Source organism: Bacillus sp. PK3-067 (assembly GCF_056738645.1).
The window spans coordinates 5,119,130-5,138,816 of record NZ_CP096490.1 but is presented as its reverse complement, the minus strand read 5'-3'; the positions used below and the strand labels follow the sequence as shown (position 1 = coordinate 5,138,816).

Annotated in this window: 18 protein-coding genes, 3 pseudogenes and 2 riboswitches; of the genes and pseudogenes, 10 read left to right on the top strand and 11 right to left on the bottom strand. The window is 37.6% G+C overall.

Annotated elements, in window-relative coordinates; all coding sequences use genetic code 11:
• Positions 1-10 precede the first annotated feature (10 nt).
• Positions 11-126: riboswitch (TPP riboswitch) on the top strand.
• A gap of 57 nt (positions 127-183) precedes the next feature.
• Positions 184-300: pseudogene (locus M1D73_RS26560) on the top strand (reverse transcriptase domain-containing protein); the annotation flags it as partial.
• Here the strand turns inward: M1D73_RS26560 and M1D73_RS26555 are convergent.
• Positions 296-556, bottom strand: a pseudogene (locus tag M1D73_RS26555) (transposase). The pseudogenes M1D73_RS26560 and M1D73_RS26555 overlap by 5 nt on opposite strands.
• 66 nt (positions 557-622) lie before the next feature.
• Positions 623-1,444, bottom strand: a complete 822-nt coding sequence (locus M1D73_RS26550; protein WP_001236335.1) for an IS110 family transposase — start codon at positions 1,442-1,444, stop codon at positions 623-625.
• A 415-nt stretch (positions 1,445-1,859) separates the two neighbouring features.
• On the opposite strand from M1D73_RS26550, the gene M1D73_RS26545 reads away from it, so the two are divergent.
• Entirely contained in the window at positions 1,860-2,162 is a 303-nt protein-coding gene (locus tag M1D73_RS26545) for a hypothetical protein (RefSeq protein ID WP_000717611.1), read from the top strand.
• A 483-nt stretch (positions 2,163-2,645) separates the two neighbouring features.
• Here the strand turns inward: M1D73_RS26545 and M1D73_RS26540 are convergent, their stop codons facing one another.
• Entirely contained in the window at positions 2,646-2,915 is a 270-nt protein-coding gene (locus M1D73_RS26540; RefSeq protein ID WP_371400274.1) for a transposase, read from the bottom strand.
• Between the two features lie 45 nt (positions 2,916-2,960).
• Between M1D73_RS26540 and M1D73_RS26535 the strand changes: the two are divergent.
• Both M1D73_RS26535 and thiC read left to right on the top strand, forming a co-directional pair.
• Positions 2,961-3,032, top strand: a pseudogene (locus M1D73_RS26535) (L-lactate permease); the annotation flags it as partial.
• 71 nt (positions 3,033-3,103) lie between these two features.
• A riboswitch (TPP riboswitch) is annotated at positions 3,104-3,219 on the top strand.
• 114 nt (positions 3,220-3,333) lie between these two features.
• Positions 3,334-5,094 (top strand): phosphomethylpyrimidine synthase ThiC, encoded by a 1,761-nt coding sequence (thiC, locus tag M1D73_RS26530; protein WP_000814450.1) that lies wholly within the window; start codon positions 3,334-3,336, stop codon positions 5,092-5,094.
• 101 nt (positions 5,095-5,195) lie between these two features.
• On the opposite strand, the gene M1D73_RS26525 is transcribed toward thiC, so the two are convergent.
• The 3 genes from M1D73_RS26525 to cydA form a co-directional block, all read right to left on the bottom strand.
• Positions 5,196-6,554 (bottom strand): arsenic transporter, encoded by a 1,359-nt coding sequence (locus M1D73_RS26525; RefSeq protein WP_000021123.1) that lies wholly within the window; start codon positions 6,552-6,554, stop codon positions 5,196-5,198.
• A 391-nt stretch (positions 6,555-6,945) separates the two neighbouring features.
• A complete protein-coding gene (locus M1D73_RS26520) occupies positions 6,946-7,971 on the bottom strand; it encodes a cytochrome d ubiquinol oxidase subunit II (protein ID WP_000544186.1) in 1,026 nt (341 codons plus the stop codon).
• The gene (gene cydA, locus M1D73_RS26515) at positions 7,964-9,319 is read right to left on the bottom strand and encodes a cytochrome ubiquinol oxidase subunit I (protein WP_000381979.1); all 1,356 of its coding nucleotides are present in this window, start codon (positions 9,317-9,319) and stop codon (positions 7,964-7,966) included. The genes M1D73_RS26520 and cydA overlap by 8 nt, the downstream gene beginning before the upstream one ends.
• A 255-nt stretch (positions 9,320-9,574) precedes the next feature.
• Between cydA and M1D73_RS26510 the strand changes: the two genes are divergently transcribed.
• Positions 9,575-9,724: a hypothetical protein gene (locus M1D73_RS26510; protein ID WP_000283180.1), complete on the top strand. Its 150-nt coding sequence runs from the start codon at positions 9,575-9,577 to the stop codon at positions 9,722-9,724.
• A 91-nt stretch (positions 9,725-9,815) separates the two neighbouring features.
• Complete coding sequence (locus M1D73_RS26505) at positions 9,816-10,901, top strand: hypothetical protein (protein ID WP_001231662.1); 1,086 nt, start codon at positions 9,816-9,818, stop codon at positions 10,899-10,901.
• 47 nt (positions 10,902-10,948) lie between these two features.
• Here M1D73_RS26505 and M1D73_RS26500 read toward each other — a convergent pair whose 3' ends face one another.
• Positions 10,949-11,833 carry a LysR family transcriptional regulator gene (locus M1D73_RS26500; protein ID WP_481157979.1) on the bottom strand — a complete coding sequence of 295 codons (885 nt, stop codon included), beginning with the start codon at positions 11,831-11,833 and terminating at the stop codon, positions 10,949-10,951.
• Positions 11,834-11,968: 135 nt separating this feature from the next.
• Between M1D73_RS26500 and M1D73_RS26495 the strand changes: the two genes are divergently transcribed.
• Entirely contained in the window at positions 11,969-13,969 is a 2,001-nt protein-coding gene (locus M1D73_RS26495) for a YhgE/Pip domain-containing protein (RefSeq protein WP_000676365.1), read from the top strand.
• A 40-nt stretch (positions 13,970-14,009) separates the two neighbouring features.
• On the opposite strand, the gene M1D73_RS26490 is transcribed toward M1D73_RS26495, so the two are convergent.
• The 3 genes from M1D73_RS26490 to M1D73_RS26480 all read right to left on the bottom strand — a co-directional run bounded on the left by M1D73_RS26490 (position 14,010) and on the right by M1D73_RS26480 (position 16,969).
• Positions 14,010-14,390, bottom strand: coding sequence for a VOC family protein (locus tag M1D73_RS26490; protein ID WP_000610160.1), 381 nt, complete (start codon positions 14,388-14,390; stop codon positions 14,010-14,012).
• A 39-nt stretch (positions 14,391-14,429) separates the two neighbouring features.
• Complete coding sequence (locus M1D73_RS26485; RefSeq protein WP_000194334.1) at positions 14,430-15,587, bottom strand: acyltransferase; 1,158 nt, start codon at positions 15,585-15,587, stop codon at positions 14,430-14,432.
• Positions 15,588-15,751: 164 nt separating this feature from the next.
• Complete coding sequence (locus tag M1D73_RS26480; protein ID WP_000649362.1) at positions 15,752-16,969, bottom strand: dicarboxylate/amino acid:cation symporter; 1,218 nt, start codon at positions 16,967-16,969, stop codon at positions 15,752-15,754.
• 224 nt (positions 16,970-17,193) lie between these two features.
• Between M1D73_RS26480 and M1D73_RS26475 the strand changes: the two genes are divergently transcribed.
• From M1D73_RS26475 to M1D73_RS26465, 3 genes are read left to right on the top strand one after another with little or no spacing between them, the layout of a single operon-like run.
• The gene (locus M1D73_RS26475) at positions 17,194-17,496 is read left to right on the top strand and encodes a PTS sugar transporter subunit IIB (RefSeq protein WP_001023543.1); all 303 of its coding nucleotides are present in this window, start codon (positions 17,194-17,196) and stop codon (positions 17,494-17,496) included.
• 14 nt (positions 17,497-17,510) lie between these two features.
• The gene (gene celB / locus M1D73_RS26470) at positions 17,511-18,812 is read left to right on the top strand and encodes a PTS cellobiose transporter subunit IIC (protein ID WP_000617789.1); all 1,302 of its coding nucleotides are present in this window, start codon (positions 17,511-17,513) and stop codon (positions 18,810-18,812) included.
• 9 nt (positions 18,813-18,821) lie between these two features.
• Positions 18,822-19,139: a PTS sugar transporter subunit IIA gene (locus M1D73_RS26465; protein ID WP_000379645.1), complete on the top strand. Its 318-nt coding sequence runs from the start codon at positions 18,822-18,824 to the stop codon at positions 19,137-19,139.
• A gap of 160 nt (positions 19,140-19,299) precedes the next feature.
• On the opposite strand, the gene speD is transcribed toward M1D73_RS26465, so the two are convergent.
• On the bottom strand, positions 19,300-19,671 hold the full coding sequence (gene speD / locus M1D73_RS26460) for an adenosylmethionine decarboxylase (RefSeq protein ID WP_000456821.1): 372 nt from the start codon (positions 19,669-19,671) through the stop codon (positions 19,300-19,302).
• Positions 19,672-19,687: the final 16 nt, after the last annotated feature.

The following is a 19,687-nucleotide window of genomic DNA, read 5'->3' as shown; positions in this document are numbered from 1 at the left end:
AATTAAATCAGTGATAAACTAGGGGTGCCTAACGTATGCGTAGGCTGAGAGAGAAGCGCGTGAACTTCTTAACCCTTTGGACCTAATCTGGCTCGTACCAGCGTAGGGAAGTTAACGGCTTTACATAATGATGTCTTTATGAGCCAGGTCCTTATTTTTTTATGGACCTGGCTCTTTTTATGGAAGATGCGCAAATTGGGAATACCGACAGTAGTGGATAGGCTTGTTCAACAAGCAATCAGTCAAGTGCTTGGTTCAATATTTGAAAAACAATTTAGCGAATCTAGTTACGGCTTTAGACAAGGGCTCTTTTATGTTTGTATTTCGGAACTTCATCATATTTCTTTAAATAATAAGCACGGTAAGTAGCTTCACGAAGTTGTACAGAGTTGGCAGCTTCAACCATGTAATAACGAAGATACTGGTTTCCCGTTCGTGTCATGGGTGTTCGTTCCGATTCAAAGTTTCCAGATTGCGATTTTTTCTAGTAAAGACCGGTGTATTTGGCCAATTGTGCTTCGTTCTCAAAGCGTTCAATTTGTCCAACTTCCGCAATGATTCCCGCGGCGTATACGACTCCAATGCCTGGAACACTTGTTAAATATCTCGCTTCTGGAATGGCTTAGAATAAAGCAGTAATGCTTTTTTCTATCTCTTTGATTTGTTTTTTCAATGTTTGAATCAATCGTGCATAAGTGGCTAATACAACGTCCACAGAGTCTTGAACGACCTTACCTAGTCGGTAGGAGTCACGTATGGATTTCTTGATGGTTTTCGCTAAATCTTCCGGGTCGCTAAAGCGTCCTTTCCCCTTTTTCTGAAGAAGAGTAGCGAGTGCTTCTAGATCCATTTCTGCGATTTCATCCAACGAAAGGGAATCTGAGAGTATTTCCATCATCGTCGCACCAAAAACAGAGGTATTTAACTCTTTCGATAACGTATTACATTTGTAGTAAAGGTTCTTCAGAAAGTGTTGCTTACATTCTGTTTGCTGGTGAACGAGTTGATATCTAGATCGTGTTAAACGTTGAAGGGCAACGTATTTTTCCTCCTTGATAAGAAACTTATTATACCGTCCGGTTCGTAAAAAATCGGCAATACGGAAAGCATCTATTTTATCGGTCTTATCTTCTTCAAAGAGTTTTTTATACCGATGGATGGCTTTTGGATTTTGTACGACCACTTCCACGTCTAAAGCCCTCAAATCCTTATCTTCCGTTAGGAACATGGAAGGACGGAAACTATAGACGGAAGTAGATTCCATACCAATGACAATTTTTTTATAGTTGTACAACTGATGAAAATGGAGAACATCCTCCTTAATGGCGTTGGCACCATTCACATCGTTTGAAAGACAAATTTCTTTCAAAACAGTGTCATGACTGTCAAGAAAACATACATCAAGTTTTTCAGAGCTTACATCAATAGCTACGAATAATCTCAAAGAAAGGACCTCCTTTCTTTGAATAGTATTTGGAATGAGCTTGGATACTGTGGGGATCTCCCTAGAGTCAAAAACATAGCCACAACCTCGCGTATGAGTATTCAATGATTGCCTTCATCTAAGCTGCCCCTCCCACCATTATGAGAGGTAAGTGAAGGAAACCGATACAGCTTGTGCGTATGCAGTGCATTTTGGTCTGGGTCACAGTCTTTTAACGTGGTCGAACTACAGGAGGAGTAAGCATATTCCCGATGGATCCATTTCCGCACTTCCATTATCTGGGGAAATCCCCCAGTATCCAAGACTAAATTTTACCCATACATCATTTTTTTGATGTAGCTCTTGAAGATAAAAACTATTTAATTTTCAAGGAACAGTTATTAACTTAAAACTTATTATACGAGGAGGGTGTATCATGAAAAAAATATGCTTTGTATTAATTGTCGACGCTGGTATAAATTATGGTTCAATATTTTCTCTACCATTTTTAAGGAATCAGGATGATTTGAAGGAATATTTTTCTAAGTATTATGATGTTTCAATTAATTATATTAGGGATAAAAACTCAGTTGACTATTTGGTAGTTCCCAAACCGTGTCCAGCTTTTGATAATGAAAATAATCTTCCAATAATTGAAGTACCAGCAATCTTATTTATGGAAAAGAATTTTGAAAAAATAAAGACTTATATAGACAATTATTTTTCTAATAACTCATAAAGAAAATAAAAGTACAGTAAAAAGAAGTCCGATAAAAAACGAGTGGTGTAGAATATTTCTATTAATCATTCGTTTTTTATTATATTTACATATATTTTTTAAAAGAGGATTATAGACGTTCTGAAAAAAAATAATTATAACAAGAACAGTGTTCGTGCTACTATCTACGGTTATTTTTTGTACTAAGTACCCCTTTAACTAACAAGACAACAAAAAATAATTAACATATTAAGGAAATTACGTTACAATAAATGTAAGAGATTTTTCTTTGAGTTTTAGCTCTGAATAATAAAGATAGTTAAATCACTAAATGGAGGAGCAGGTCAATTTTGTTCCTTGTATAGTAAATTGTTACCTATCTCTATTGCAGGTTGTATGGCAGGTAACAGTAGCAGTTGTAGCGAAATACAGCAGAGACAAAGGCTCTTTGGCAAACGGGACTGATGAATGTATTTGGCAAGTAAAAAATGGTTCTTCCCGGAGTTAGTTGAAAAGTCTCATTCTCTCCAAAAGTAGAATCTTTGTCCGCAATGTGGAGAATTTGCATCGACCATACATGATTCTTTTAATAAGCTTTAACTTGTTTATGCTCCCTTCGGCAAGACCATTATTATTCTCATAAGTTACCGCATTTCTGACAGCTTCAATATCCCGGGCTAATCCATTCGTAAAGTTCTTAAACTCTTGTATATTAGTATTCTTAATTTTCTTAATACAATGGTTGAGATTCTCAACACTCTTTGTGGTGAAGATGTTTTTAAACTCCCATGTTAAATCATAAACTATTTTTACAATAGGGTGTTCTTCATAATTATTGTTGGTATTATAACGTATGTTCAAGCATATTATTTAACGTGGATGATTCCATAAAGAGAAAAAGAAATAACCTTTGCATTTTTCAGATTATCGTGTATGATGGGAAAGTATTGAAAATTAAATCAGTGATAAACTAGGGGTGCCTAACGTATGCGTAGGCTGAGAGAGAAGCGCGTGAACTTCTTAACCCTTTGGACCTGATCTGGCTCGTACCAGCGTAGGGAAGTTAACGGCTTTACATAATGATGTCTTTTATGAGCCAGGTCCTTATTTTTTTATGGACCTGGCTCTTTTTATTTTGGCATGCGCTGGCCATATCTCGTCCTTGTCACGAACAGGGGAGGCAACAAAGGTTATGAAACAGTCTGTTTCAGCTGAGCAAATTGAATTGAAATCGAGTTTACCAGGGAGTAAGAAAGTATATGTGGATGGACCACGCGCAGGCATGAAAGTGCCGATGCGTGAGATTGAACAAAGCGAAACGAACGGCATCCCAAATCCTCCAGTCCGTGTGTATGATACGAGCGGTCCTTATACGGATCCGGCGTATAAAGTGGAGCTGGAAAAGGGAATTCCAACGCCGCGTCATTCTTGGATCATGGAGCGCGGGGATGTAGAGGCATATGAAGGGCGCGAGGTGAAACCAGAGGATGATGGTGTGAAAGTGGCTTCGAAACATACACCTGTTTTCCCGCAAATGGATCGCCAGCCGCTTAGAGCGAAGCAAGGTGCAAATGTTACGCAAATGCATTATGCGCGTAATGGCATTATTACGTCTGAGATGGAATACGTTGCAATTCGTGAAGGAGTAGAGCCGGAGTTTGTTCGTAAGGAAATCGCAGAAGGCCGCGCTATTTTACCAGCGAATATTAATCATCCAGAAGCAGAACCGATGATTATCGGGCGTAATTTCCACGTGAAGGTAAATGCAAATATCGGAAACTCTGCTGTATCTTCTTCTATTGCAGAAGAAGTAGAGAAGATGACGTGGGCAACGCGCTGGGGTGCAGATACGATTATGGATTTATCTACAGGTAAAAACATTCATACGACGCGTGAGTGGATTATTCGTAATGCGCCTGTACCAGTTGGAACTGTGCCGATTTATCAAGCGCTTGAAAAGGTAAATGGAATTGCAGAAGATTTAACATGGGAAGTGTACCGTGATACGTTAATTGAGCAAGCGGAGCAAGGCGTTGATTACTTTACGATTCACGCTGGTGTATTGCTTCGTTACATTCCAATTACTGCAAAGCGTACGACAGGTATCGTTTCGCGTGGTGGTTCGATTATGGCGCAGTGGTGTTTATTCCATCATAAAGAAAACTTCCTATATACTCATTTTGAAGAGATTTGTGAAATTATGAAGCAGTACGATGTTTCGTTCTCTCTTGGAGATGGATTACGTCCAGGATCGATTGCAGATGCAAATGACGAAGCACAATTCTCTGAGCTTGAAACACTTGGCGAATTAACGAAAATTGCTTGGAAACATGATGTGCAAGTTATGATTGAAGGACCTGGACACGTACCGATGCACTTAATTAAAGAGAATATGGAGAAAGAGCTTGATATTTGTCAGGGCGCGCCGTTTTATACACTTGGGCCACTAACGACAGATATTGCACCAGGTTATGACCATATTACATCGGCAATTGGAGCTGCGATGATCGGTTGGTTTGGAACGGCGATGCTTTGTTATGTAACGCCGAAAGAACATTTAGGTTTGCCAAACAAAGATGATGTACGCACGGGTGTTATTACGTACAAAATTGCAGCGCATGCGGCTGATCTTGCGAAAGGACATAAAACGGCTCATCAGCGTGATGATGCACTTTCAAAAGCACGTTTCGAATTCCGTTGGCGCGATCAATTTAATTTATCTTTAGATCCTGAACGTGCGATGGAATATCACGATGAAACATTGCCTGCAGAAGGGGCAAAGACAGCTCACTTCTGTTCAATGTGTGGACCGAAGTTTTGTAGTATGAGAATTTCGCATGATATTCGTGAGTATGCAAAAGAAAATGATTTAGAAACGACAGAAGCAATTGAAAAAGGAATGAAAGAGAAAGCAGAAGAATTTAAAGAAGCTGGTAGTCATTTATATCAATAATATGTTACACCTCTTTACTTGATTGATCACACTGTAGTACCTAACTTTATTATAGAAGAATCCCCATTTGCTAAGACGGTAGCAAATGGGGATTCTGTTGTTTATAAGGCAAAGAAGAGATGTACCCAGTAGAATAAGAGGAATAGTGTGACGACTGTTGTGAGCGGGATAACGATAAGGGATACACTTAAATAGTCTTTCCATTTTACTTTAATTTTGTTTTGTTTCAGAATATACATCCAAATGAGTGAAGCTAGTGTACCAATTGGTAGTAATAGTGAACCGATGTCACTACCAATGATGTTTGCAAGATAGATTGTTTTTAATGTGACTGGATCTAGTCCCATTTCTGTTAATGTGATTGTACCAATCATAAGGGCAGGATGGTTATTGAAGACGTTAGAGAGGATGGATACAAGTCCGCCCATTGCAAAGCTAGCATAGAGTAGATGCTGATTCACAATTGGCTCGAGCCATTGTACAAGTGCAGCTGTTAATCCTGCGTTGTGGAGTCCGTAAATAATGACGTACATAGAGAAGGCGAAAATTAAAATGTGCCACGGTGTCTTTTTCAAAATGTCGACAGGATTTGTTCGTAAGTAGTACCATCTCCAAATGAGAAGAACGAGTGAACCAAGTACTGCAACGATTTCAATTGGGATGGATAAGAAGGATGCAACGAATAGAAGACAGCGCATCAGGAAGACGAAACCTAATACTTTTAACATGAATCTTGTCCGTTTTTGTTTCGTATCAACAGAATTATTTCCTTTTAGTGGATGGAAGTTTTTCGTGAAGAAAATTTCTTCAATATCATATGAAGAAACAGGTAATTTTTTCGGAAGTTTTTTCTTCAAAACTGTATACATGAGCCATGACATAAATAATAAGCCTAATGTTGCAGGTACAAACATCATAGCAGTATGCATATAAAGAGTCATATTAACGATATTTAATGCAATTAAGTTTACGATATTACTTACACCAATTGGTGCACTAGATGCGGTAGCGATTAAAGCTCCGCTTAATAAATAAGGAATTTGTTGATGTGGTTTTAATTGAAGGTTTTTTAGAAGAAGAATTAAAATGGGAGTTGTAATTAAAATACTACCGTCGTTATTAAATAAAAGAGTCATAAGAAAACATAATAATTGAATATACCAGTATAGACGGCGTCCAGAACCTTTCGCTAGATTTGCCAGTTTCGCTGCGGACCAATGGAAGAAGCCGAAGCTTTCTAATATAACTGCCATGACGATGGTCGCTAATATTGTTATGGAAGCACCGCCAATTTTACTTATAATATCCATGACGTCTGGTTTTGATACAAGTCCAGTAATTATGATGATACCAGCTCCGATTGCTGCTGGCCACGCCTCATTCAAACCTCGAGGCCGCCAAAAGATAACGATCATCGTTAAGAAGAATACAATAATAGTAATCCATATTTCAATGCTCATATTTTGCCTACCTTTCTATTTTCCCTTGAACAGATGTAGCTTGTCTCAAGTTTATATTGGTAGTATATTCAGCAAAAAATAAGAAGAACTAGACGTATAACGAGATGAAGCGAATATGTGTTTTTCAAGCTAAAGGACAAGTGTCACTCGTAGTGAAATAACTATTGTGATAGGAGTCTATAAATTGATTGGGCAGTAAGGTAGTAAATGAGATTTATATGGGCAATTATGGAGATATATTGGCGCAACTTAAAATATATCAGCGATTATTGAAATATATCGGCGCAACTTAAAATATATCAGCGATTTTTAAAATATATCGACTTATCGACAAAACATGACAAAAGGAGTCTATTCCAAAATGCCTTTTGGGACAGACTCCAAGACTATATTATTTTTCCTTCAAAAAAGTACGATCCTTCAAGAATAAATTCCAGAAGAAAATAAATCCTGGTAATAAAATTGCAATCCCAATTGCGTATAGAATGAGCAGTGCATAGAACGTTTCTTTCGTTGTAAAGCTTGTAAATACAGTTACGTCAGGATAAATAATATAAGGTAAATGCGCGACGCCGTAAGCGTAGCTGGCAAATGCATATTGAGCGACGACAGCTAAAACGGCAATGCGAGGGTATCCTAGTGTATTGTATTTTTTGTTTGTCCACCAAAGGGACGAGTATCCGATAACGAATAAAACAATAGAAACTGTAAACCACGGGAATTGCTTTATTAATCCTTGCATAAGCCAATGTGTTTCTGGGTCCATTACAACGAGGGCGATGATTGCTGTAACGAGCGTTGCAGGACCAAGAATGATAGCATTTCTTCTATAAATTCTATACGTATCTTCTGAACTTTGTTCTCTCGCAAAATCAGCAAGAAAGAGAGAGGAGAGAAATAGTTCAGACGTTAGTCCGAAGAGCATATAACAGTAGATAACCGGGCTAGAAAGAAGTTTTCCATACAGGAGTACTTCTTTTCCTTCAGACATTGTAATATAGGCTCCCTCTGTAACGGGTAAAACGGTAATTAATAGTGCTGGAATTAAGAGACCAGTAATACCTGAAATAACCCGAAGAAGGTACTGATATTTTGGTAAGGAGTAAGCAAATACCATAAACGTACTACGTACTGCAACGAGCACTAAAATTAACATAACTGGTACGAACATTACTGTCGCAAGAGTAAAGGCCGCTTTCGGAAAGAAGCCGAGAAATGCGACAACGACGAAAACAAGAAACGTATTTGTTACTTCCCAAGTGGGTGATAAGTACCGATTCGCTAGTTTGGCAGCGAGAGTTGGATGTTTGGCGTATACCATGCCCCAAAAACCAGCTCCAAAATCGATGGACCCTAATATACTGTATACGAAAATAAGGGCCCATAAGATGATGATTGCAATACTTTCCTCATGCATGAGAATCGCCTCCTTGGTGTTGTAAATCATTCTTTAATGGATGTCTTCTAAAGAATGTCCGTAGAACAATGACTGTTAAAATAGCGAGTCCAATATATAAAATGATGAACAAAACAAATAAAGGACCGACGAAATCGGCGCGTGTAGATGCATCGACGGTACGTTGCATACCATAAATTGTCCATGGTTGACGACCGCTACAACTGAAAATCCATCCGAATTCAATACCGAGCATCATAATTGGTCCGCATGCGGTAGCCCCCCAAAGTAGCCACTTCGGTAGTTCTGTTCCCTTTTTTCGGTAAACGAAGTACCAATATAAGAGTGCAATTGCTGCAACTGCAAAGGTAAACGCAGCGGTGCCGACCATTAAGTTGAATAGTGTATGTGTATAAAATGGTGGCCATGTTTCTTGGGGAAATTCCTTTAGACCTTTTACGACAGTGCTAGGGTCTAGTCCCACTAATAAGCTAAGCATGTTGGGAATTTCAAGTGCATAGTTTAGTTCAAGTGTATTGGGATCCACAACTCCGCCAATGGATAGCGGTGCGTGTGATGTCGTTTCAAATAAAGCTTCAGCAGATGCAAGTTTTTCAGGTGAGTGTTTATGTAAGGCAATCGCTGATTCATGTCCTGAAAGCCACATCGTAGCGCCTGTAATAAATGTAACGACAAGCCCTAATAGTAGCCCTTTTTTATGATAAGCAATTTCACGTGTACTTAAATTTTTCTTCAATAATTTAAATCCAGCGATAGAAGCAATGACAGCCGCACCAGTTGCATAAGCCGTAATAACAACATGGAATGCACTTGTGCCAAAACTTGGATTAAAGAAAGCTTTCCACGGATCAACGTTAAAAACAGATCCATCTGGATTCATTGAAAAGCCTGCTGGTGTATTCATCCATGTATTTGCTGATGTAATGAGCACGGCGGATGCCGTGGCACCAAGCATGACGAAAAATAGCGAGATTAATCTCATAAATGGAGGAAGTTTATCAGCTGCATATACGTAAATCGACATGAATAAAGCCTCCAAAAAGAAGGCAAAAATCTCAATTTGGAAGGGAACAGAAATAACTTGCCCAACAATTTTGGCGAAACCAGGCCAAAGAAGTGAGATTTGCACACCAACAATTGTTCCAGTTGGAATTGCTACACCGAGAAGAATAGCAAACGCCTTTGTCCATCTTTTCGCCATAATGGCATAGTCGGAGTCTTTCTTCCAGTGATAGAGTATTTCGCTTATAAAAATCATCAATGAAAGACCGACCCCAAGTGTTGCAAAGATAATGTGGAATGCTAATGAAGAACCAAAAAATGCTCTTGCTAATGTTACCGTATCCATATGTAAACTCCTCTTCTTTTTTGCCATTATTTTCTGATTGAATTGGAAGATTTATTCAAAAAAACTACCAAAAATATATATGTATTTAAAAAGTGAATATGATAATATAATGTTGTAATATTTTGAATAGAAAGAAATAAATAGTTGGTCATGTTTTGTTTGTTTTTTGCTCAGGAATCTTTTATAATCTTTTATGCGAACATAAGTTCTGTTTTTCGGAATCAAGAAGTTTATGTGAAATGGAGAGGGTGTTTTATGTATCCTGAAGTCATTAAAAAGATGGCATTTTCAAAAGAGCATAGAGATTTATTATTGAAGCTATATAATAAAGAAATTACACGTCGTGAATATGATCGACTTGTACAATCGCTATATAAACCTTCTAAAGAGGTTTGCGGGGGATAGAAATGCGGGAGACAATCTAATAGATTGTCTTTTTTAAATTTATGTATGTTCTGATAAAATTAAGGTTAGCCTTACTAGGGAGGTGAAAAGATTGCGGAAACGTTTATATATAGGGATTGGAGTTATCTTCTTAATCGCTTTAGGTGGAATTGTATTTTGGTCAGCTTTACAAGGAAACCGTACAGAAAATTTTATTTTAAGACATATGGTGAATGACAATGGAACACTTGCCACGTATCGTTTAGTAGATACTAAGGCAGGTACGGGTGAAGCTAAGGGACGTGAAGCTTTATCAGAATCGGCGGGATTATGGTTACAGTATACACTTGATAAAGATGATCAGGCGTTATTTGATGAGCAAGTAAAGGTTATTCAAGATAATTTCATATATAAGAATCATATCGTTTTATGGAAACTCTCTGAAAAGGGAGAGAGGCAGTCAGCTACAAATGCACTTATAGATGATCTTCGTATTATAGAACAATTATATCGTGCTTATGAAATGTATAAGGAAGAGCGTTATAAAAACCTTGCCGATCAATTAAGTGATGCTGTACTTCGTTATAATAAAAAAGATAATTATTATGTTGATTATTATGATGCAGATGCAGGAAAACAAAATAATTTTGTAACAACATCATACATAAATCCGCGTGCATTCTCCTATATGAAGAAGTACGGCAAAGTTTCTGCTCAGCAATATCAGGAAGTCGTTCAATTTTTAGCTGATTATCCAAGGCATGGCTGGGCATTCCCAAAAGAGTATAAAGAAGATGGTACATTTACGTACGATAAAGAAGTGAATCTTATTGACCAATCATACGTTGCATATCATCGAAGTTTAGGTGGTCTTTCATCAGCCGCTTATTTGGAATTTATAAAGAAGAAGTTCCAGGAGGATGGAAAGCTATACGGTCGTTACAATTTAGAAACGGGAAAACAAACTGTGAATTATGAATCGCCGGCCGCGTACGGACTAACGATTTTGTACGTACTACAAACAGGTGATACAAAGTTTGCGAAGGAATTGTATGATCATATGGCCACATTCCGAAATGACAATGTATTTAGTAGATATTACGGTGGATATGTAACAGGTGAAAATAATAATACGCATATTTTTGATAACGTATTGCCGCTTTTAGCTGAAATGGAATTAAAAAAGAGTGAACAATAAAAGGTGCCACCATATGAGGTTGGCACCTTTTATTTGTTCATATAATTTTATGTCCTAATATTAGAGAAGTAGTCAATCACGAATTCACGGAATTGCTGAGCTGTTTTTGATAAGTAGCGTTTTTTTGACCAACTTAATCCGATGGTTCGCTGACAAGTGGGTTCAATAATACGCAACTTGCTTGATGCTAAAGTAGAGTTTTTTAATAAAGTTAAACTTGGAACAAAAGCGATGCCGAGACCGTGCTTAATGAGGTCGCTAATTACGGTCGGTTCATCGACTTCAAAAGCAATATGCGGAGTGAAACCAGCTTCTTTACAAAATTCATCTGTTAAGTGCCGAAATCCATAGCCAGTGTTCATACTAATGAACGGTTCGTCCTTTACTTCATGGAGGTGGATATTTTCTCGGCCTGATAAACGATGGCCTGAAGGGACGACTAAGAAAATTTCTTCTGTAATAAGTGGTTCCCAAACAATTTCTTCTCCTTCAATTGGCACAGAGGAGATACAAAAGTCAATTTCTATATTATCTAGTTGTCGTTTCATAGAAGGAGTGGATGCCAGAAATTGTTGGAACCGAACGTTAGGATGTTCTAGTAAAAAAGAGCCAAGTAGTTCTGGCAATATTCTCGGAATAGAAACGGCTAGTGTAATAGAGCTTTGTTGTAATTCGGCTAAATCTTTAATTTCTCGTTCCCCTTCGCTTAATTCATGAAAAATACGCTCTACTCGTTTCAAAAATACTTTTCCGAAAGAATTTAAAGTAATCTGTCGACCTTGGCGATCAAATAAAGGGACGCCTAAATCCTTTTCGAGTCTAGCGATTGTTTTGCTGAGTGAAGGTTGTGCGATATGCAATTCTTCAGCTGCCTTTGTCATATGTTCTAGTCGTGCCACTGTCTGAAAGTATTTTAACTGGAGCAGTTCCATTTCGAGTCTCCTTTCTATAGACCAAAAGGAATGAATTAATAATTAAAGATGTATTATACAGTATGGAAAGTGACGTGTATAGTAAATCTGTTAAACCATTCTAATGGTGTTAAATTCGGAGAAGGAGTATGTTTCATGAAGGGAATTCAACTTGTATTTAAAGATTGGAAAGCGATGTGGCACCATAAACATGGACGTATCGCTTTAATTTTTTTATTAATCGTTCCGTTAATTTATTCAGGATTCTTTTTAGCCGGATATTGGGATCCGTACGGAAAATTAGATAAATTACCTGTTGCGGTTGTGAATTTAGATAAAGGTGCTGCGATGGATGAGAAAACAATTCATGCAGGAGACGATTTTGTAAAAAATTTAAAGGAGAATAAAGAACTGGCTTTTCATTTCGTATCAGAAAAAAATGCTGATGAAGGGCTAAAAGAAGATAAGTACTATATGGTTGTTACGATTCCAGCTGATTTCTCTAAAAAGGTAAGTACACTTATGGATGAGAAACCAGAACCAGCACAATTGCAGTACAAAGTAAATCCGGGTAAAAACTTTGTAGCAGCGCAAATTGGAACGACAGCTGTTGAAAATATGAAAACAAAAATTTCAAATAGTATTACGAAATCTTATACAGAAGGTGTGTTTTCAAAGTTTCAAGACTTAGCACAAGGGTTGAGTGATGCAAGTAATGGTGCTGGGAAGTTACATGAAGGAACGACAGATGCAAGAAATGGGGCAAATCAGCTTGCAGATGGTATTCATCGTTTAAGTGACGGGACATCAAAAGTGAAAGAGGGAAGTGAAAAACTTGCTTCTAGCAAATCAGCCTTAACTGACGGAGCGAATGAGCTAAGTCAAGGAGCAACTTCACTTCATAGCGGTATGGAGTTATTAGCACAAGGTGAAAAAACGTTACAATCAGGGGTTAGTGAATTAAGTGCTGGTACAAATGAATGGGTGAGCGGAAGTGAGAAGCTTGCTGAAGGCCAAGTAAAAGCGGATGGTGCAGCTAATAGTATAAAACAACAATTAGAAGAGTACGTGAAAAATCATCCAGAAGTGCAGCAAGATCCCGCTTTTCAAAAAATTGTTGCTACGTCTGATGGACTAGCTAAAGCAACAAATACTTTAAATAATAGCCAACAACAATTGACACAAGGTGCGAAGAAGATTGCTGACGGTCAACATAAGATTGAAGAAGGCATGAATACATTCGGAGTTAAGTTAAATGAAGCTACTGCTGGAACGAAAAAGGTAGCAGATGGTGCATCGAATTTGGCTGATGGATTTACGAAGTGGGGAAATGGGTTTACATCATTGCAAGAAGGTGTAAATCAGCTTGCGAGTGGTGGAACGGAGCTGAATAACGGTGCTGGTAAATTAACAAATGGACTTGTTAAACTTGATGATGGTGCGAAAGAACTTTCTACGAAATTGGGAGAGGGCGCAGAGAAGATAGCGGATGTTCGTAATGATGATGCACGTAATACGATGTTCTCAGAGCCAGTTCAGTTAGTGAAGTCAACAGTTTCTGACGTGCCTAACTACGGTTCAGGCATTGCGCCATATTTCTTATCACTTGCATTTTATGTTGGCGGAATTATGGCATCGAATATTTTACCTCTTGGCCGCAGACAAAATATGAAGGTAAGCGGAACGGTACATTTTATTAATAAACTAGGATTGGTATATTTAATTGGACTTATTCAAGCGCTACTCGTAGATGTAGTTGTGCTAGGTGTTATGAAATTAGAAGTCGCAAGTGTGCCACTCTTTGTTTTATCAAGTATTGTTATTTCCTTTACGTTCATGACATTTATTCTTATGTTAGTAACAGTATTTGGTCTTGTTGGAAAGTTCTTAGCGGTAACCCTTCTTGTCCTGCAATTAGCGACGAGCGGAGGTACTTTCCCAGGAGAATTAAACATAGCTGTTCTTAGCAAAATTGGACAGTTTCTCCCAATGTCTCATTCTCTTAGAGGATTACAAGATGTTATCTCTTTAGGAGATTGGTCGCAATTACAAATGCAAATTTTAATATTGTTATGTTATCTCGTTGTTGCCGGTGGAATTGCTTGGATCACGAGTCATATACAGCATAGAGAAACGAATGTAGAACAAGTTTCTTAAGATGAAATAAGCTATCCGATTTTTTCGGATAGCTTATTTTTTATTTACGTTCCATTACTGCAAAGTAATTATTTTCATTATCAGCAAAGTTGAATGCTCTACCAGTAGGTAAATCTACAACCTGTCCAACTGTGACATTTTTCTCAGAAAGATCTTTATATAGACGGTCTAAGTCATCTGAGAAGAACATAAGTGAAGGTGTATTTAGGTTTAGTTCAGGTTGCATCTTCGCGATTAACGCTTTATCGTGAAGGACGATGCTTGTTCCTGCTTCTTTCGCCGGTGCAATTTCAATCCAGCGGAATCCGTTTCCGTTATTTTCTTCCGCAATGATTTGGAACCCTACTTTTTCTGTCCAAAATTGTACTGTTTCGTCTTGGTTATTTACATATAGCATAATTTGTCCAACTTGATTAATCATAGGTGTCTCTCGCTTTCTTTTTATATGCGTATTATTATATCAAATATATGGCTTGAATAGTTTTTTATGATTTTTTCGGAATACAACCTTCGTCCATTTCATCTTTGTTGTAGGAGAAGGTCCTGTAATCCAAGTATGAAATGGTATTGTGCTACAAATGACCATTGTTGAAATAGAGATAATGGCCGTTAACACAAATAGTAATAGGGTATATAATATAGTATTTTCTTGCAGCGTGAATAAGGAAAGAAGTTTTGTGCATAGTTGCAAGAAGAATAAATGAGCTAAATAAGCACCATACGTGTAATTTCCAATGAAACGTAACGTTTTATATAAGAAACCACGACGCTGTACTATCATAATAGATAACACATACAGTATGATAATTTCGCATACGATATATAAAAACATAGATGGCTTTAAATAGGTAGAAACAGTTAAATGAATAGAGTTTGCTCCGTAAAAACTAAACAACTCATAATTGATGAATAAAAATAAGATGAAAAATAATATTGTTATAAGCGGGATATGTTTCATGACGAATAGACGCCAAGTTTTTAGTGCTACAGCGGCAATGCCACCCATAACGAAATAGAATGAGTAGAATAGAAATGATCGATCTGTATAATGTAAAATTGTTGAACTTGTTAATTTTTCTCCATTAAAAATATAGTGAGAAGAGAACCACATTAATAGAAAATATAGGCAAGCGAAAAAGGTCATATATTTATATATGTCTTTTTTATTTTCTGTTCGTTTTTGAAACCAATAAAAAAGTGTGCATAGTAAAGGGAACAATAAGTGAATTTGGAACATCATAATAACGTACCAAAGATGGGGCGCGGCTGTTCCGAGTAATAAACTTTTTATTCCGCCTTGTAATGTAATAAGATCATTTGTTGTTAATAAGTAAAGAATAGACCAAAAGAAATAAGGAATGAGTAAGTGTGTCGCTTTTTCAGAAATATATTCTTTATATACTAATTGCTTCGTATAGTGACGAATTAAGTGAAATCCAACGATAAATATGAATGCTGGTGCTGAGAATTTTGCAAGATTAAATAGCATGCCCATAATGAGGGATTGCTCAAGTAAGACATTTCCTTGATTCATTGTATATAATAAGGAACTTTGCAAAACGACAGCGAGAAATGCAATGCTTTGCAAAACTTTAAATTCAGGTGCGCTTTGTGTCATCGTTTCCATCTCCTTTTCCATACATGATTATAGTACGGAGAATGGATAATGGATGTGGAATATTTGTGAAGATTTTAACAAATTTGTGGCGAGAGGAGATATCAACCTATCAATAAATAACGAAAGAAAGAGGATGCTCGTTTGGAGCATCCTCTTTCTTTCTATTAAGCAAATTTGTTTTTGATCCAATTCTTACCTTCTACAAGGCGAGCTGTCATTACGGCACAAGCGTTATCTGCTGTTACGTTTAACATCGTTGCAGGTGGATCAATGATTGTACTAATTGCTGCGATAATTGGCAGTGCTTCTGGCGGGAAACCGTATAGAGATACGATTAACATTTCACCGATCATACCACCGCCTGGAATAGCACCCATTACTGTTCCTACTAATAGAGAAACAACAAGTGCGATTGCTAATGTTTTCGGTCCTTCGAATTCCATGTTGAAAATACCGAATAAGAAAGCAATTTTTAATACGCCACCTAAAACAGAGCCGTCTTTATGAAGTGTAGAACCAAGAAGGACAACTGTTTCACGAACGTCTGAAGAAATACCCATTTTCTTCGTTGCTTCTAAGTTCGCTGGAATACTTGCGGCACTACTACAAGTTGCAAGTGATGTGACTGTAGGAGAGACCATGTTCTTCCAAAATACTTGTACACCTTGTTTGCGACCTGCAAGGTATGCATAGAACGTGAAGAATACAAAGAAGTAGATAAGAGAAGCTGGATAGTATACCATTGCTGCTCGGAAGTAAGTTCCAAGAAGTTGTGGTCCGAATTCGCCAACTAATGCTGCGAAGTAAGCAGCAAGTCCGATTGGAGCGTAGTACATAATGAAAGATACAACCTTCATTGAAATCTCTGCACCAGCTTGTAGGAATGTAGCGAATGGCTTTCCTTTTTCGCCAACTGCTGAAGTTGCAATCCCCATTAAGATAGAGAAGAAAATAAGAGCTAACATATTTTCACGAGATAGTAACTTCGAGAAGTCAGATACTGTTAAAATACCGACGATTTGATCTGCAACACTAACAGCTTTGCCGGCTTTGTCAGGTTGTGTTAGTTCTAGTACAACACCTTGTGCTGGCGGGAATATTTTCACAACAATAATCATAAAAATAGCAGCTAAAATACTTGTAAATAAGAAAGTCCCAGCCATACTAGACATAATTTTACCGAAACGTTTTAATCCATCCATATTAGCAATAGACGATGCGATGCTAAAGAACACTAGAGGTACAACAATCGTAAACATTAAGTTTAAGAAAATGTCACCAAGCGGCTTTAAAGCAACTGCATCGGCACCCATGAAATAACCAATGAAACCACCAATTAGGATAGAAGATAATAAAATAAGTGGAAAGCGATATGCCTTCATAAATATATCCTCCTATCAATTAAAAAAAGTCATACTGAATCATTATAGCGAGTTAGAGTTCTCTTTACTAGGAGAATACGGATAGATGGAATAGCGCGAAAACCAAGAAATTTTTGTTTTTAAGCTCGGCATACAGCAGGAAATCTAGACATATATATTTGTAACCTAGTGGTGGCAAGGAGTGCACCATAATTTAGGTAGAGAAAAAAGGGGAGGGAAGCGGGATGAATATTTTACTTTGCTGTGCAGCGGGAATGTCTTCCAGTTTGATTGTTACAAAGATGGAGAAAGCAGCAGAGGCAAGAGGGATAGAAGTGAAAATCTGGGCAGTATCAGGTTCTGAAGTGAATAGTCATATTGATAAAGCTGATGTCCTTTTACTTGGACCGCAAGTACGTTATTTATTACCGAAAATGAAAGAATTATGTAAGGATAAAGGGATACCTGTTGATGTCATTCAATCCGTTCATTACGGACTTTGTAATGGAGAAGCTATCTTGCAAGCAGCTTTGTCAATGAAACCATGAGGAGAGTGGGATAGATGATACGGTTTTTAGAGAAGTACGTGATGCCAGTAGCAGGGAAGGTTGCAGAGCAGAGGCATTTACAAGCAATTCGAGATGGAATTATTTTAACGATGCCTTTCTTAATTATTGGATCGTTTTTCCTCATTATTAGTGCACTGCCAATACCCGGATATAACGAGTTTATGGCAGGTTTGTTTGGTGAGAATTGGCAGAGAGCTTTAGGGTATCCAGTTAGTGCAACTTTTAATATAATGGCTTTAATAGCTGTTTTTGGAATCGCTTACAGGCTTGGAGAGTATTATAAAGTGGATGCTTTAGCATCCGGGGCATTGTCGCTTGTGACGTTTTTACTTGCGACGCCATTTCAAGTTGCATATATTATACCAAGTACAAAAGAAAGTGTACTTGTAGAAGGCGCTATCCCAGCTGCATTAATGGGAAGCCAAGGGTTATTTGTAGCAATGATTATTGCACTTATATCTACTGAACTTTATCGATTTATTGTACAAAAAAAGATAATCATAAAGATGCCAGAGACAGTTCCACCAGCTGTCACGCGTTCATTTGCGGCACTTGTTCCAGGATTTATTGTTGTAACAGTTATTTGGATTTTACGCTTAATTATAGAAAATACTTCTTTTGGCAGTATCCATAATATTGTAGGACAAATTTTACAGGAACCACTTAGTGTACTTGGTGCTAGTCTTTGGGGCGCAATAATAGCAGTTATTCTCGTTCATGTTCTTTGGTCGTGTGGAATTCATGGTGCTACTATTGTTGGTGGTGTAATGAGCCCCGTTTGGTTGTCGTTAATGGATCAAAACCGAGTCGCTTTTCAAGCTGGGCAAGATGTACCAAATACGATTACGGCACAGTTTTTTGACTTATGGATTTATATGGGCGGTTCTGGTGCAACGCTTGCTCTAGTTGTCGGAATGTTACTATTTGCACGAAGTCAACAATTAAAAAGTTTAGGGAGATTGTCAATTGCACCTGGTATATTTAATATTAATGAGATGGTAACTTTTGGTATGCCGATTGTGATGAACCCACTTTTACTAATTCCATTTATATTAGTTCCAGTTGTGTTAACAATTGTTTCGTACTTTGCAATGGAATGGGGATGGGTCGCACGTCCGAGTGGGGCCGCTGTACCTTGGACGACACCTATTCTTTTTAGTGGATATTTAGGATCGGGCGGGAAAATTTCAGGTGTTATTTTACAACTTGTTAACTTTGCGCTAGCATTCTTCATTTATTTACCGTTCTTAAAAATATGGGATAAACAAAAACTGGCGGAAGAAAAGGGGGAGTAAAGAACTAAAATGGATACGATAGAGACGAAAGCTTTTCATTTAATCTTGCATGGGGGAAACGCGAGAAGTTGTTCAATGGAAGCAATTGATTGTGCGAAGCGTGGGGAGTTTACAGAAGCTGAAGCTAAATTACAAGAAGCACTAGAGGAATTAAAAGAGGCGCACCGTGTACAAACGGAGCTTATCCAGAAAGAAGCTGGTGGTGAAAAGACCGAAGTTACTCTTTTAATGGTACACGCACAAGACCATTTAATGAATGCAATTACGGTGAAAGAATTAGCGAGTGAGTTTGTAGAGTTATATAGGAAGATGTCGGTGGATGAATGAACCTTGCTTATGCAAGGTTTTTTTATCTCGAATTAACGGGCAGTAAAACTTCCACTAATTAAAATTTCATTTTATGTATGTGCCTGTACCATCAGTGGAATGTTCATCCCACTGATGGTATTTTACAATCCTCCTTTTTTCGGATGAGTAAGAGTTATAATTAATCGGCAGTAACAATTTCTCCTATACCACGAATTAATCTTTTTATATGCATCCGTTCCGGTTTTAATATATTTACGATATAATCAATCGCTATTTGTGGTTCAACGGTTGTACCGCAAGTATAACAGTCAATAGCCGCAAAATTTTGTTCCGGGTAAGTGTGAATGGAAAGATGGCTTTCTGATAATAACACTAATACAGTAACACCATATGGCTGGAACTCTTTTTTACTTACGTTTAAAACATGGGCACCAGAGTAATCTGCAGCTGTAACTAGATGATATTCTAAAAAGTGCATATCATCTAATAGGGAAAAGTCCACTCCCCACAAATCTACTATTATATGCTTGCCAAAAGTAGAATATTCCATAGGGTAGCACTCCTTA

What these genes read in the sequence shown, in the direction of transcription:
- M1D73_RS26545 (WP_000717611.1), top strand. Translation starts at nt 1,860, where the DNA reads ATGAAAAAAATATGCTTTGTATTAATTGTCGACGCTGGTATAAATTAT.
- thiC (WP_000814450.1), top strand. Translation starts at nt 3,334, where the DNA reads ATGAAACAGTCTGTTTCAGCTGAGCAAATTGAATTGAAATCGAGTTTA.
- M1D73_RS26525 (WP_000021123.1), bottom strand. Translation starts at nt 6,554, where the DNA reads ATGAGCATTGAAATATGGATTACTATTATTGTATTCTTCTTAACGATG.
- M1D73_RS26520 (WP_000544186.1), bottom strand. Translation starts at nt 7,971, where the DNA reads ATGCATGAGGAAAGTATTGCAATCATCATCTTATGGGCCCTTATTTTC.
- cydA (WP_000381979.1), bottom strand. Translation starts at nt 9,319, where the DNA reads ATGGATACGGTAACATTAGCAAGAGCATTTTTTGGTTCTTCATTAGCA.
- M1D73_RS26510 (WP_000283180.1), top strand. Translation starts at nt 9,575, where the DNA reads ATGTATCCTGAAGTCATTAAAAAGATGGCATTTTCAAAAGAGCATAGA.
- M1D73_RS26500 (WP_481157979.1), bottom strand. Translation starts at nt 11,833, where the DNA reads ATGGAACTGCTCCAGTTAAAATACTTTCAGACAGTGGCACGACTAGAA.
- M1D73_RS26495 (WP_000676365.1), top strand. Translation starts at nt 11,969, where the DNA reads ATGAAGGGAATTCAACTTGTATTTAAAGATTGGAAAGCGATGTGGCAC.
- M1D73_RS26490 (WP_000610160.1), bottom strand. Translation starts at nt 14,390, where the DNA reads ATGATTAATCAAGTTGGACAAATTATGCTATATGTAAATAACCAAGAC.
- M1D73_RS26485 (WP_000194334.1), bottom strand. Translation starts at nt 15,587, where the DNA reads ATGACACAAAGCGCACCTGAATTTAAAGTTTTGCAAAGCATTGCATTT.
- M1D73_RS26480 (WP_000649362.1), bottom strand. Translation starts at nt 16,969, where the DNA reads ATGAAGGCATATCGCTTTCCACTTATTTTATTATCTTCTATCCTAATT.
- M1D73_RS26475 (WP_001023543.1), top strand. Translation starts at nt 17,194, where the DNA reads ATGAATATTTTACTTTGCTGTGCAGCGGGAATGTCTTCCAGTTTGATT.
- celB (WP_000617789.1), top strand. Translation starts at nt 17,511, where the DNA reads ATGATACGGTTTTTAGAGAAGTACGTGATGCCAGTAGCAGGGAAGGTT.
- M1D73_RS26465 (WP_000379645.1), top strand. Translation starts at nt 18,822, where the DNA reads ATGGATACGATAGAGACGAAAGCTTTTCATTTAATCTTGCATGGGGGA.
- speD (WP_000456821.1), bottom strand. Translation starts at nt 19,671, where the DNA reads ATGGAATATTCTACTTTTGGCAAGCATATAATAGTAGATTTGTGGGGA.